At 33.5% G+C, this 13,465-nt stretch carries 12 protein-coding genes and 1 other RNA gene; 5 read left to right on the top strand and 8 right to left on the bottom strand.

What is annotated here, in order from left to right:
• On the bottom strand, positions 1 to 2,856 hold a 2,856-nt coding region (locus tag BLV64_RS12850), incomplete at its 3' end, for a SprB repeat-containing protein (RefSeq protein WP_092136217.1).
• 11 nt (positions 2,857 to 2,867) lie between these two features.
• Positions 2,868 to 3,350, bottom strand: coding sequence for a hypothetical protein (locus BLV64_RS12855; RefSeq protein WP_092136219.1), 483 nt, complete (start codon positions 3,348 to 3,350; stop codon positions 2,868 to 2,870).
• A 303-nt stretch (positions 3,351 to 3,653) separates the two neighbouring features.
• Between BLV64_RS12855 and BLV64_RS12860 the strand changes: the two genes are divergently transcribed.
• From BLV64_RS12860 to BLV64_RS12875, 4 genes are all read left to right on the top strand, one after another.
• Positions 3,654 to 4,154, top strand: a complete 501-nt coding sequence (locus BLV64_RS12860; RefSeq protein ID WP_092136222.1) for a SixA phosphatase family protein — start codon at positions 3,654 to 3,656, stop codon at positions 4,152 to 4,154.
• Positions 4,155 to 4,193: 39 nt separating this feature from the next.
• On the top strand, positions 4,194 to 6,251 hold the full coding sequence (ppk1, locus tag BLV64_RS12865) for a polyphosphate kinase 1 (protein WP_092136225.1): 2,058 nt from the start codon (positions 4,194 to 4,196) through the stop codon (positions 6,249 to 6,251).
• Between the two features lie 5 nt (positions 6,252 to 6,256).
• The gene (locus BLV64_RS12870) at positions 6,257 to 7,168 is read left to right on the top strand and encodes a Ppx/GppA phosphatase family protein (RefSeq protein ID WP_092136227.1); all 912 of its coding nucleotides are present in this window, start codon (positions 6,257 to 6,259) and stop codon (positions 7,166 to 7,168) included.
• A gap of 95 nt (positions 7,169 to 7,263) precedes the next feature.
• The gene (locus BLV64_RS12875; RefSeq protein ID WP_092136229.1) at positions 7,264 to 7,797 is read left to right on the top strand and encodes a porin family protein; all 534 of its coding nucleotides are present in this window, start codon (positions 7,264 to 7,266) and stop codon (positions 7,795 to 7,797) included.
• Positions 7,798 to 7,927: 130 nt separating this feature from the next.
• On the opposite strand, the gene miaE is transcribed toward BLV64_RS12875, so the two are convergent.
• The 3 genes from miaE to dnaX all read right to left on the bottom strand — a co-directional run bounded on the left by miaE (position 7,928) and on the right by dnaX (position 10,843).
• Entirely contained in the window at positions 7,928 to 8,509 is a 582-nt protein-coding gene (gene miaE / locus BLV64_RS12880) for a MiaE family protein (protein ID WP_092136231.1), read from the bottom strand.
• Positions 8,496 to 9,071, bottom strand: coding sequence for a hypothetical protein (locus BLV64_RS12885; protein ID WP_092136233.1), 576 nt, complete (start codon positions 9,069 to 9,071; stop codon positions 8,496 to 8,498). The genes miaE and BLV64_RS12885 overlap by 14 nt, the downstream gene beginning before the upstream one ends.
• A gap of 62 nt (positions 9,072 to 9,133) precedes the next feature.
• Entirely contained in the window at positions 9,134 to 10,843 is a 1,710-nt protein-coding gene (dnaX, locus tag BLV64_RS12890; RefSeq protein ID WP_092136235.1) for a DNA polymerase III subunit gamma/tau, read from the bottom strand.
• 101 nt (positions 10,844 to 10,944) lie between these two features.
• Between dnaX and rnpB the strand changes: the two genes are divergently transcribed.
• An RNA gene (gene rnpB / locus BLV64_RS12895) (RNase P RNA component class A) lies at positions 10,945 to 11,248 on the top strand.
• A gap of 64 nt (positions 11,249 to 11,312) precedes the next feature.
• Here rnpB and BLV64_RS12900 read toward each other — a convergent pair.
• The 3 genes from BLV64_RS12900 to BLV64_RS12910 are packed head-to-tail and all read right to left on the bottom strand — an operon-like array spanning position 11,313 to position 13,418.
• Entirely contained in the window at positions 11,313 to 11,873 is a 561-nt protein-coding gene (locus BLV64_RS12900) for an RsmD family RNA methyltransferase (protein ID WP_092136237.1), read from the bottom strand.
• Positions 11,864 to 12,694: a DUF3822 family protein gene (locus BLV64_RS12905; protein ID WP_092136239.1), complete on the bottom strand. Its 831-nt coding sequence runs from the start codon at positions 12,692 to 12,694 to the stop codon at positions 11,864 to 11,866. Before BLV64_RS12905 ends, BLV64_RS12900 begins: the two co-directional genes overlap by 10 nt.
• A complete protein-coding gene (locus tag BLV64_RS12910; RefSeq protein WP_177165335.1) occupies positions 12,678 to 13,418 on the bottom strand; it encodes a hypothetical protein in 741 nt (246 codons plus the stop codon). The genes BLV64_RS12905 and BLV64_RS12910 overlap by 17 nt, the downstream gene beginning before the upstream one ends.
• Positions 13,419 to 13,465: the final 47 nt, after the last annotated feature.

The following is a 13,465-nucleotide window of genomic DNA, read 5'->3' on the forward strand; positions in this document are numbered from 1 at the left end:
AACAACATCGGTGTATGTTGCGTTAAGATTAGTAGAGCAGTTATCATTTTCGTTAGTTACATCACCAGTTACTCCAATTGAAGCATCATAATCACAATTAGCATCTGTAAAAATTTCTGTGTCATCAGGAGCTGTAAATGTTGGCGCCGTAATATCGTTAATAGAAATCGTTTGAGTAGCCGTTGCCGTTAATCCGCATTCATCAGTTATGGTGTATGTTCTTGTTACTACTATAGGACAAGTTCCAGAAGCAGAGTCTAGATATGTTATACTAGCCACATTTTCTTCAGAAAAGAGTCCTCCTTCAGTAGTGAATTGAGATTCTGAAATTGAAATTTCTGATAATGAAAAACCTAATGCTGTTAAATTACCGTTTTTAATATCACTAGTCGAGCAACCTTCGACTGTAATATCTGCCGGCGCTGTGATAATTGGAGTGGTGCTATCGTTAACGGATATGTCGTAACTTGCAGAAGCAGAACAGCTAGAATCTAAATCGCTTACAGTAATAGTATAATTACCGACAGGTAAGTTAGATATATCTTGAGTTGTTGAATTAGCAGGGTCATTCCAGGAATACGTATAATTACCAGAACCACCTGTAACACTTATATCTATAGCACCATTATTTGAGGTGCTACAACTAGTAGAAATACTATTCTCTAATGTTATTGTAATATTGTCGTATACAACTACGGTAATTGGTGTTCTATTTGTGCTTACACAACCTGTATCTATTCCTTCGGCAACGTAATATGTTGTTGTTCCTGCATTAATTGTGCTTGGTGTAATAGAAGTCTGACCATAAGTATTTGGGTTATTATCTGTATAATATAAAAGAATATAACTTGAGTCAGATGGCGTAGCTGTTAATGGGGATGCTGTATCGCCAACACAATAAACTAAATCGTTGGCTGTTGGCACTGAAGTTACTTCTTCAACATTAATTGTAAATTGATAATAACAAGTTGTAGCCCCCGGAGGAATTGCATAATATGTTCCTGAGACTGGAGGAAACGGATTCGCATTATTATATTGAATAGAAGATTCTGTTAAAGGGTATTCGCTATAAAATTTTGTTCCAGCAGGGAAGTGCGTAGTCACTTCAGTAACAGCAATTGGTGAATTGCCAATATTACAGAAATAAAAATCTCTAACCGCCTCATAAGTCCCGCAATTATCATTAACATATTGTGTTGAATTTATAGGTATAATAGTAGGTGTAGAAATAGGTTCACCAATACAATTTCCGGAGGTTTGATACCCTTGAATTAATGATTGATTAAAAGATGTTTGTGAGGTTTCCCCAACGCCACTTATAGAACCGGTTAAGGATACATTAGATCCACAATTATCATTTACTAGTAAAGCACAATCTGTTGTTGCTACTAAATCAAACGTTAAAGTTGCCAGTACATCACCAGGATTATTAGGCAATGGCAAATCTCCTATATCCCAAACAATAGAACCTGTAGGGCCTAGAGTAGCATTAAAGTAAGGAGCAGGAACTGGTGGCGAAGCCAAAGGAGGGTTAACAGTATAATTTATACTTCCAGGTAAATAGGTGGAAGTATAAGGAATAGGTAAAGTTATTACTGTGTTATTAATAGTTTCTGTTCCGTCATTTGTTATTTCTAAACCATATTGCACAGTATCTCCAGGCACAACTTCTAGTGGTACTGGGTTGGGAGCATTATTTACTGTGTTCGCAGATAAAACACCACTAGTTTCTGGTACGTAGGCATCTACAGAAAACGTGACATTAAAAATAATATAGGTATCTTGAGTTGATCCATATCTAAACCTTGTAGATGTTTGATTATTAGCAATAATAGAATTATTAGGATTTGGAACTTCAAACATACTAATGTCTAGCCCTGTATTATTTGTAAGATTAGGATTTCTAGTATTGCCACCGGTATAAATAGAGGAATTAAAGAAATTATTAGTAGTATTTCCTAAATGGCTTAAAGGTTGCCAATAAGAATTATTAGCATTTCTAATTTGGAAGTAGTCTCCAGAAATATTTTTATCTCCTTCACCGGCCATCATTCCTAATTTAACATTTACATCTCCGTTTTGGACAGCTTTGAATCCAGAAATATCCATAGTATGGCTGATAGTAGTGCTGCCTTGTACATAAGCATAGCCATCAAAAACGGTAATGTCTCTCCAGTTCATTTTTGAATTTTCGTAAACCACTACCATTCCCCAGCCGCCATAATAACCCGTGTTACCTCCATTACCATCAGAAATAGCGATGTCTGCCACTGTATATTCTCCAGATCCAGCGTCTTTTACAGCATCGGTTATTTCTATATATCCCGCGAACATACCATTGTCACCAGGGTATCTTATATCATTGATGTTTGCTACTAAAGTTTCATAAGTTGATTGTCCAGGTGTTTTTAGCTTGACTGTTCTTCTTTCTAAATCATTAAATTCTGGAGCCCAATCTCCATTAGGCCAAGACCCATAATATTTGTTACCTCCTCTACCAGTCCAATACAAACCAGCATAAATAATATTAGAACAGTCTGGGTTAGCACCATTTTCATTAGAGAGATTTAAAGTTGCTGAGGAGGAGTTAAAAGTAGAACCATCATCATCGATATCTACATAAATCATACTATTATTACCATTACTTCCATTGGGACTGTAATTAGATAAAGTAAGATTGGTATTACCAATCATAGTAAAATCTCCCCGAACACTATAGATTGTTTTTCCTGGAGAAAAGTCTGAGGTTCTAGGCGTAAAGTTTTTTCTTACTTGACCAAAAGAATTCCCTACACAGAAAAGTCCTATGAAGAGAATGAGAATGTAATGAAAATTTTTATAAGTAGCATTTTTCATATAACATTGTATTAAGAGGGGATTTCTATTTTAATATATTGCAATATTGCATTAGAAAAACAATTCGGTTTTGCTAGTTTCTTTATGGTGTCCTGTTTTGTTTCAATAATAAAGAACACATACTTTAAAGACTTAAAGTTGGAGATTTGTTTGCAATTCAAACGATCTAAATCGAAATCTAAATCGGTTACTTTTATTAAAAGCATTTCTACAGAGTCCGAAAATCGGAACGGTTTATTTAAACGCGTTAAATCGTCACTATTTACATATAGTTTTTTAATGCCATTTTCAGGCTTGAAAAAGAATAACTCATCATTTTGAAAATAGGCAACCCCTATTTCTTGATTGTAATACAGTTTTAAAACAGGTTCTAATTTATTTTGTGAAACGAACAATCTGTTTTCTATTTCAGATTGTTTTAATAATAGTGGATTTTGAGAGTAACTGTTGTATGTTACATTTAAAACAACTAAAAGAATGAGCAATTTTTTCATATCCTAAATATTGAAATTCTATTAATAAAGTGAATACATAAAGGTCTGCTCATTAATATGTCTTATATTAACAGGGTTTGAATGGTAGCAGACTGAATGATGGTTAGTTAAAGACTGATTATTTCATCAGGTTAACAAAGTAGGCAGTAATTAAGTGTGTAGATCATTTGAATTTGGGTTTGTTGTTAATAGCACTACTAAAATAACTGTGTATTAACCTATTGAACAAAAAAAGAAGTTAAAGGACTTAAATATTCGTTAAAAGTTAAATAAAAGGTTATAATTATATTAAATGCAGAGAAAATGACTACGAATAAGAAGAAAGTTTTAATACTAATAAGACATGCTAAATCGTCTTGGGATTATGATGTTTCAGATATGAAACGTCCCTTAAAACAAAGAGGGGTTTCTGATGCCGCTTTGGTGTCAAACTATTTGAAAGGGTATGTTTTAACTCCAAATGTTATAATCTGCAGTCCATCGAAAAGAACTCAAGAAACTGCTAAGATTTTTATTGATAATTGGGGGTTTAACAAGGTGGAATTTAAACTTATAAATGACGTGTACGATTTTTCTGGAAGTGATGCTTTAAAAGTGATTCAATCTTGCGATGATAATATACAATGTTTGATGGTTTTCGGACATAATAATGCCTTGACAACTATTGCAAATAATTTAGGAAATGAGTACATTGACAACCTAACAACTTCTGGATACGTAGAACTACATTTTGAGACATCAAGTTGGGCTAATTTAAGCCTTGGTGAAACAAAAAAAATAGTCTTTCCAAAACATTTAAAATAATCAAATCAATACAATATATTTGTTATTAAATACATTTTAATGGTCAAGAACAATTCTAACAACATATATATTAATCGCGAGTTAAGTTGGTTGCAATTTAATGCTCGTGTATTACAGGAAGCAGCCGATAAAACAGTGCCTTTAATTGAAAGACTTCGTTTTGTTGGTATCTTTTCAAATAATTTAGACGAATTCTTTAAGGTGCGCTATGCTACAATTAAGCGAATCGATGAAGCTGGTAAAGCCGCAAAAAGCGAACTAGGTGGTATTAAGGCTTCACAATTATTAGAGAAAATTACACAAACGGTAATTAAGCAACAGTCTAACAGCCTTCGAATTTTAAGTAACATTCAAACCCAATTAGAAAAAGAAGGTATATTTATTGTCAAAGAAGATCAAGTTAATGACGATCAAAAAGCGTTTATTAAAAACTATTTTATTCAGAGTGTAAGTCCGGCATTGGTAACCATCATTTTAAATGACTCTATTAAACTGCCCAATTTAAAGGATAGTGCTGCTTATCTAGCTATTAAAATGGCGTTGACAGATGGTAATTATCAATATGCATTGATAGAGATTCCTAAAAATATGGATCGCTTTGTCGTTTTACCTAAAGTAGGTGAAAAGAATTGCATTATAATGATAGACGATTTACTGCGCTATTGTTTGGATGATATCTTTAATATTTTCGATTACACGTCGATTTCTGCGCATATGATAAAAATTACTCGGGATGCAGAATTGGATTTAGAAAGTGATTTGAGTAAAAGTTTTATGGAAAAAATAAGTGACAGTGTTCGCGATCGTCAGGATGCCGAACCAGTGCGCTTTGTTTACGATAAGACTATCGACAAAAAAACACTTCGTTTTTTAATGAACAAAATGGGTATTGATGCTTCCGATAGTATCATTCCTGGTGGACGGTATCATAATCGTAGAGATTATATGGGTTTTCCTAGTTTGGGGCGTACCGACTTGTTATACCAGCCAATTAAACCGCTTCCTGTTAAGGGGTTAAGTTTAGAGACAAGTATATTTGAAGCTATCGCTAAGCAGGATTATTTACAATATACCCCATATCAAACGTTTGCATATACCGTTAAATTTTTAAGGGAAGCCGCATTAGACCCTAAAGTAAAAACAATTAAAATCACCATTTACCGTTTGGCACAAATTTCTCATGTTGCTAGTTCATTAATAAATGCGGCTAAAAACGGTAAAAATGTTACTGTTTCTATGGAAATACAAGCGCGTTTTGATGAACAGGCTAATATTGAGTATGCCGAGCAAATGCAGCGTGAAGGGGTGACTTTATATTTTGGTGTTCAGGGCCTTAAAGTACACAGTAAAATGTGCTTAATTGAACGTGAAGAGGGAGATAAGATTAAGCGCTATGGATTTATTAGTACAGGGAACTTTAACGAATCTACGGCTAAAATTTATACGGATTATACCTTGTTTACAGCAAATGATAAAATACTAAAAGACATCAATAAAGTGTTTAGTTTTTTTCAAGTCAACTATCGCATTTATCGTTATAAACATATTATTACGTCCCCTCATTATACTAAAAACGCATTTTTTAATCTCATAGATAATGAAATTGAAAACGTAAAAGCAGGTAAACCAGCTTATATTAGACTTAAAATGAATAGTATTTCTAGCTATAAAATGATAGATAAGCTTTACGAAGCGAGTAAAGCTGGTGTGAAAATTCAAATGATTGTTCGTGGAATATGTTGTTTAGTACCTGGTGTGAAAGGTATGAGTGAAAATATTGAAGTGGTGAGTATAATCGATAAGTTTTTAGAACATACGAGACTGTATATATTCTGTAATAACGACGATCCGAAAGTCTATATTTCTTCGGCAGATTGGATGACTAGAAATATTGATAATAGGGTAGAGGTTAGTTGTCCAATTTATCAAGAATCTATAAAATCTGAATTGTTAGACACTTTCGATATTTGTTGGAAAGATAATGTTAAGGCACGAATTTTAAACGAAACTCAAGATAACACATACAAAAGAAACAACTTACCGAAGATTAGATCACAATTTGCAACTTACGACTATTTAAAAAATAAGCTTAATTAAACACTATGCTCACAATAAAAAAATACGCGGCAATAGATATTGGTTCTAATGCTGTCCGACTTTTAATTTCTAATATTATAGAAGAAAAAGGCAAACCCGCACGCTTTAAGAAAAGCTCTTTAGTACGTGTACCTATTCGACTAGGAGGGGACGTGTTTTTAAATAAAAAGATATCTAAGGAAAACATTGTGAGAATGGTCGATACAATGCAGGCCTTTAAGCTATTGATGAAGTCTCATAAAGTAGAAAAATATAAGGCCTGTGCGACCTCTGCTATGCGAGAGGCATCGAATGCAAAAAAAGTAACCGATTTAATAGTAACCGAAACGGGGATTAAAATTGATGTCATTGAAGGGGAAGAAGAAGCAGCAATTATTGCTGCAACCGATTTACAGGCCTTTATAAACCCTAATAAAATCTATCTTTATGTTGATGTAGGCGGCGGAAGTTCGGAATTTAGTATTATTGACAAAGGGGAAAAAATCAGCTCTAAATCGTTTAAAATTGGTACGGTTCGTTTATTAAATGATATCGTTAAAAAAGAAACATGGGCAGAGTTAGAAATGTGGATTAAAGAGAAAACCAAAAACATCGATAAAATAGATGTTTTAGGATCTGGAGGAAACATTAATAAGATTTTTAAAATATCAGGAAAAGCGTTAGGAAAACCGTTAACGTACTTCTATTTAACGTCGTACTACAACATGCTACAAACGTATTCTTATGAAGAACGTATTACTGAATTGGATTTAAATCAAGATAGAGCTGATGTTATTATTCCTGCTACGCGTATCTATTTATCGGCGATGAAATGGAGTGGAGCTAAGGATATTTATGTCCCAAAAATAGGGTTGTCAGATGGGATTATAAAAAGCATCTATAATGACACAGTTTTGAGTCATACAAAGTTAAAATAGAACACTTCATCTTATAATTATTTCTTTTCTTAAAAAAATAATATATCTTCGTAATTAACTAACATCAACTTTATAAAGGAAAAACTATTTTAATTATGAAAAAACAAATACTCTTCTTAGCTTTTGTAATAATCGGATCTATTTCGTATGCTCAAAGCTCTATGCACGGTGTGCGTGTAGGTTTAAATTATTCTAATTTAAACTATGAAACTGATTTATCTTATGATGCTGCAGATAGATATGGGTTTGCTATTGGTTTTTTTGGTGAATATATGTTATCTAAAACAGTTTCTTTAGCTCCAGAAATTCAATTTTCGGCGGAAGGGCGTAAGCATAGAACGATGCGTATAGATTATATTCAGGCACCAATTTTAGCTAAATTTAAACTAGGAAATCGTTTTTCTATTGGAGCGGGGCCAATGGCTGGATTAAAGATACATGAGTATGAAGACGGTTTGAAAAATATTGCATTTTCAGGAGTGGGGGCTTTAGAATACCTTATTAGCGATGAGTTTTTTATCGACGCTAGATATCACCACGGTTTTACTAATGTATTTGATGATGATTCTAGTTTAGGTGATGATGCAACAAACAGAAGTATTCAAATTGGTTTTGGAGTTAAATTCTAAATCCCATCTTATTAAAATAAAAAGGTCGCTTAAATTGTATTTAAGCGACCTTTTTATTTTGGGAAATGTCACGCTCTGAAAACGTATAAAAGTGAGATTCTGTTTTACTTAGCCTAAATTACTTTAAAGGCTAGCCGTGAATACTTTGGTGTTTGCTTAAATCTTTCATTATCTCGGCTTCAAACTCTAATAAGCATTGCCATTTTTTATTGACTTCGTCAAGATCACCATATTGTCTAGCGAATCCTAAAAACATAGTATAGTGGTTGGCTTCACTGACCATTAATTTTCTGTAAAACTCAGCCAATTCTTTGTCTTCTAACTCTTCAGAGAGTAATCTAAAGCGCTCACAACTCCTAGCTTCAATTAGAGCAGCATAAAGTAAGCGGTGAACTAACTGTGTGGTTCGACTACCTCCTTTAGGGAAAAAGGTGATTAGCTTAGCCACATATTCATCTTTGCGGTCACGACCTAGTGTCCACCCTTTCTCTAATATACGATCGTGAACCATTTTAAAATGACTAATCTCTTCCTTTACTAATGCAGTCATCTCCTGTACTAAATCGGAGTATTCAGGGAAACTAACAATCAACGAAATGGCTGTACTAGCTGCTTTCTGCTCACAAAACGCATGGTCCGTTAAAATATCCTCTATATTTTTTTCTACAATATTTACCCATCGTGGGTCGGTTGGTAATTTAAGTCCTAACATAATTATTATCTGTTTCTTTAATACTAAAGGTATTCTTATCCGCTATTTTTAAAATATAAGCTTTACAATTCTTTCTTTCAGGTTTACAAAACTCTAAATACAATTGTGTGTTCTGCATAGAGTCATTAGCTCCTTGTAGCACCTCAATATGAGTTAATATATAATCTGTTAACGTTGTATGTAGTTGTTTATTAATAAACGAGGTATTAATGATTTGTGCAAATAGTATTTCATTTGCAGCAGAAACACTGACATCGGCATTAAAAGCTCTGTAATAATGTTTTACAGTGAGTGTATCTTTTTTGTATACTTTTAATATACTTGTCGTGGTATCCATATCCGAGTAGTATTTTATTTTTACATTAATCCCAGATTGTAATAAGGTGTCTTGTCGTATTTCGGTATAGTGTTCTGGCGAGAATTGAATTTTCTCAGCAAATTCCTCTAGTAAGTGCTTTGATTTTAATACTTCTTGTGCCGTTTTATGCTTTAAATCTTGCCCGTCACACCCTACTAAAAAGACGAGTAATAACACAACTATGGCGTGGAGGGAGTTTTTCATTATAACACTATTGTAATGGGATAAAGATAATCTAATTCATAGGCGCGAAAAAGTCCTATTAATTATAAATCTAAATCAAATGTTTTTCTTAAGAGTTCAATATGCGGATTTCTCTCCTTTAGTTTGTTGTATTTTTCGTCTGGTGTGTAAGCAAATTTACTTTCCATAACCTCATTTACTGTAATTTCTAATGTAATATCGAAATTTTTAAGGCGTTGACGCAAGTACTGCATTAAATCGTATTGCTGACGTTCTACTTCAACTTTGTTTGTGGAAGTAGGAAAGGTAAGGTGAATGGTGGTACCGTCAAGTTTGGGTTTATCAATCGATAAAATAGAGGCTAAATTCATTTTACCATCATTTTCAAGCTTTTTAATATAAGCGTACCAGTGCTCATAAAAGTCGTCTTCGTGAAAATCTTCACGTGGTAAACTCTCCTCATCAATTACAACATCCATTTGTCTGATAAGATGTTCTTTTTTGGCGCGTATACTTTTTAAAGATAAGCCTGAGGTTGCTTTTTTACCTGTGTTTATAGTGATTTTAGGCACTTCGACAGCTTTTTTTTCAGGCTGTTGAGCTGTGCGATTTTCAACAACTGTTGGCTTTACAGGTTGCGCTTGGGTTTGTGGTTGTTTTACCGGAATAGGAGTAATTCCTAATTTTTTGAAATAGGAAGGTGGTATTATGAACCGACTGCTATTTTTTTTTTCTCCATCGAAAGTGATAGAGGCAAGCTGCATTAAACAAAGTTCAACGAGGAGTCGCTGATTTTTACTGGATTTATATTTTAAATCCGTTTCATTGGCTAATTCAATTCCTTTTAATAAAAAGTCTTGAGTGGCTTTTTTTGATTGCTCGATGTATAAGGCTTGCGTTTGTTCTCCTACTTCTAATAACTCTAAAGTAGCAGGGTTCTTACATACTAATAAGTCTCTAAAATGAGATGCTAAACCGGCAATGTAATGGTGGCCGTCAAAACCTTTCGATAAAGTGGTATTGAATTGCATTAACAACTCAGGAATTTTGTTCTCTATAATTAAATCTGTACTCGTAAAATAGGTTTCGTAATCTAATACATTTAAGTTTTCTGTTACGGCTTGACGGGTTAAGTCCTTACCAGAAAAGCTAACTACACGATCAAAAATAGATAAGGCATCACGCATCGCCCCATCAGCTTTTTGAGCAATAATATGAAGGGCGTCATCTTCGGCATTAATACCTTGTTCGGTAGCAATATATTTTAGATATTCTTTAGCATCTTTAAGGGTAATACGCTTGAAATCAAAAATCTGACAACGCGATAAAATGGTTGGTATGATTTTATGTTTCTCCGTAGTTGCTAAAATAAAAATACAATGTTTTGGTGGCTCTTCTAAAGTCTTTAGAAAGGCATTAAAAGCGGCTTGAGATAACATGTGTACCTCATCAATTATATAGACTTTATATTTTCCAACTTGTGGCGGAATACGCACCTGGTCGGTAAGACTTCTTATATCATCTACCGAGTTATTGGAAGCGGCATCCAATTCAAATATATTAAAAGCGTAATCTTCTTCACCAGTTTCCGATCCGTCGCTGTTAATCATTTTAGCTAAAATACGTGCACAACTTGTTTTACCAACACCTCTAGGGCCCGTAAATAAAAGCGCTTGAGCTAAATGATTGTTTTCAATGGCATTTAATAAGGTGTTAGTAATAGCGGTTTGCCCCACAACATCTTTAAATGTTTGAGGTCTGTATTTACGTGCTGATACTACAAAATGTTCCATTGAAATCTATTTGAAAAACAAAGTTAAAAATATGATTGTAATTTAGTAATAATGAATTGCTAAATTAGTATAATTTATTAACAATTTGACTATTTTTGCAGCAAGTAAAGTGCCTTATCGCATCTTATTTATAAGATGAGGAAAGTCCGGACACCATAGTGCAATATAGTGGTTAATCGCCACCAGTCGTGAGACTAGGAAAAGTGCAACAGAAAGTATGTACAGGTCATGCTGTAGTGAAACCAGGTAAACTCTATGTGGTGCAATGTCATGTATACTAACGTTTGAGCGTGCACGCGCGATTGTTAGAGGGTAGGCAGCTAAAGTGTATTAGTAATAATACACTCAGATAAATGATAAGGGCTCGTAAGAGTACAAAATCCGGCTTATAGCTTTACTTACATATACAAAAACCCTTCTTAATTAGTTAAGAAGGGTTTTGTTGTTTTATTAAGAAAGTGCGTTCGTTCTATTCTTCTTCGTCGGAAATCTCTGGGCCTTCAAAAAAACTAAAGACATTACCACCGTAATTTTTAGAGTAACTAAACTTTGGTAAATGAGATAATGGGGTGTGCTTAGAATGCTCAACTATTAATAGTCCTCCAGCTTCTAGAAGTTCATTTGCGAAAACCAATTCTGGTATTTTAGAGAATTCTTCAACCGGAAAATCGTATGGGGGATCGGCAAAAATAACGTTTGCTTTTTGTTTGGTATTTGCCAAAAATTTAAACACATCGCTTTTTAGCGTTTTAATAGGCATTTTAAAACCTTCTGCGGTATCAGTAATAAACTTCACACATCCAAAGTCTTGATCTATAGCCAAAATAGTTTCGGTACCTCGCGACGCGAATTCATAGCTTATATTTCCTGTTCCTGCAAACAAATCAATGACAGAGATATCATCTAAATAATAGAGGTTATTTAAGATATTAAACAGGGCTTCCTTGGCCATATCTGTGGTGGGACGCACAGGTAAATTCCGTGGTGCTGTTATTCGTCTTCCTTTAAATACTCCTGATATTATTCGCATTGTAAACTTTTTATTAAGGTGAAATCTGAATAGCTGCTTAGAGATGTTTCAGAGTAATTGTAGGTATTTTTTACATTGCCAAATGAGATGTAACGAATGTACTTGTACACTACTGTATATAGCTCATCATCTTCAGTAATGTTACCTAAAAGTACGGTTTTAATAGTTTCAGGATTTAACTGAAGCTGCTCTTCGGTAAACAAAATATAGTAAATAAAATCTGCTGGCGTATCGTACTTAAATGTATTGTATAATAATAAATCTCCATTTTTAACAACGACCACCTGAAAATCTGACTCTGAAACATTAACATATAATTTTGTTTCGTTCGCGTTGGCTTCCGTATTTAAAATAGCTTCCACTAAAACCGTAGAGGCGTGTTTGTAAGTAAAGCTTCCAAACTTATCGTATATATAGTTATTAATGTTTACAAAAGGTAAATACACATTTACACTATCATTAATAGCAATAGTATCGAAAGTGATAAAGTCAGTTTTTAATATTTTAATGTTTAATTTCAGATAATCTACCAAATTATCCTCATTAAACAAAGCTTTTGGCACCAATGTAGACCATTCGTTGTTATGGATAACTGTTATTTTAGAAAACGATTCGGCTAAAGCACTTTCGGTCTCAAAGCAATTTTTAAGCTGGTCCAGTACATCTTCTGGCGATTGTTTTTTGGAGGTGCTAAAATGCTTTAAATAGGTGATGGTTGTCGTATCAACATTAAGGATACAAAAAGAAAGTCCATTCAAACTCAGTTGAATGGACAGTTCTTTTTGTTGTATTTCGTTTAAAGAATTACTTTTTTGTGTCATAAACTTTTGGCCAGTTACCATTCGTTTTCACTTCGTTCATAGAACCTACACGAATAGCGTTTCCTTTAATTTCTTCAACAGAAACAGCTTGGTTTTCTTGAATGATAAAATCTTGCTCTTGATCATGTAATACTTCACTTTTTAAAATTGAAGCTTCAAAGACAGCTATTTCTTCTCCTTCTTCACCAAGTTTACCTGCTTCTAATTTAAAGGTAGTACCTTCCTTAGCAAAAGGAACATTCATCATTGTTTTGTAACGGTCTGAAGTTTTAAATAAAGAATCTTTAACACTAACAAATCCTAATGTATCGATAATTCTAATATCTTTTTTCATTTCTACTCCGCGATAAAGCTTTGTTAACTCTTCATCTACAATCGTAGAATCTCTACGCTCAATAATCGCAAATTTACCTGTTTCGATAAAGTTAACTAAACTATCAAAATTATCTGTAAAATGTCCGTTAACCTCGTTATACGCTAGTTCAGAATCTCTAATATCAACTAGTTTCTCAATAACCTTAGTGTAACGTTTTTCCTTAACTTGTTTAAATAAAATAGGATTGTAAACCGACATAAACGTCGCATATCCTAAATACGCTATTAATACCCATAACACTAATGTTATTACTGGTTTAATTTTAATCGGTACATACTTATCAATTAGCCAAACTAAGCCAATAGTTACGAGTATTGCAGCTATTGCAATAAGAACAAATGTTATCATAATGATTCTGTTAAATTTAATTAATGATCTAGGCAAATCTACAATTT

It is taken from the genome of Bizionia paragorgiae (genome assembly GCF_900107625.1).
Taxonomy (GTDB): domain Bacteria; phylum Bacteroidota; class Bacteroidia; order Flavobacteriales; family Flavobacteriaceae; genus Bizionia; species Bizionia paragorgiae.

What these genes read in the sequence shown, in the direction of transcription:
- BLV64_RS12855 (WP_092136219.1), bottom strand. Translation starts at nt 3,350, where the DNA reads ATGAAAAAATTGCTCATTCTTTTAGTTGTTTTAAATGTAACATACAAC.
- BLV64_RS12860 (WP_092136222.1), top strand. Translation starts at nt 3,654, where the DNA reads ATGACTACGAATAAGAAGAAAGTTTTAATACTAATAAGACATGCTAAA.
- ppk1 (WP_092136225.1), top strand. Translation starts at nt 4,194, where the DNA reads ATGGTCAAGAACAATTCTAACAACATATATATTAATCGCGAGTTAAGT.
- BLV64_RS12870 (WP_092136227.1), top strand. Translation starts at nt 6,257, where the DNA reads ATGCTCACAATAAAAAAATACGCGGCAATAGATATTGGTTCTAATGCT.
- BLV64_RS12875 (WP_092136229.1), top strand. Translation starts at nt 7,264, where the DNA reads ATGAAAAAACAAATACTCTTCTTAGCTTTTGTAATAATCGGATCTATT.
- miaE (WP_092136231.1), bottom strand. Translation starts at nt 8,509, where the DNA reads ATGTTAGGACTTAAATTACCAACCGACCCACGATGGGTAAATATTGTA.
- BLV64_RS12885 (WP_092136233.1), bottom strand. Translation starts at nt 9,071, where the DNA reads ATGAAAAACTCCCTCCACGCCATAGTTGTGTTATTACTCGTCTTTTTA.
- dnaX (WP_092136235.1), bottom strand. Translation starts at nt 10,843, where the DNA reads ATGGAACATTTTGTAGTATCAGCACGTAAATACAGACCTCAAACATTT.
- BLV64_RS12900 (WP_092136237.1), bottom strand. Translation starts at nt 11,873, where the DNA reads ATGCGAATAATATCAGGAGTATTTAAAGGAAGACGAATAACAGCACCA.
- BLV64_RS12905 (WP_092136239.1), bottom strand. Translation starts at nt 12,694, where the DNA reads ATGACACAAAAAAGTAATTCTTTAAACGAAATACAACAAAAAGAACTG.
- BLV64_RS12910 (WP_177165335.1), bottom strand. Translation starts at nt 13,418, where the DNA reads ATGATAACATTTGTTCTTATTGCAATAGCTGCAATACTCGTAACTATT.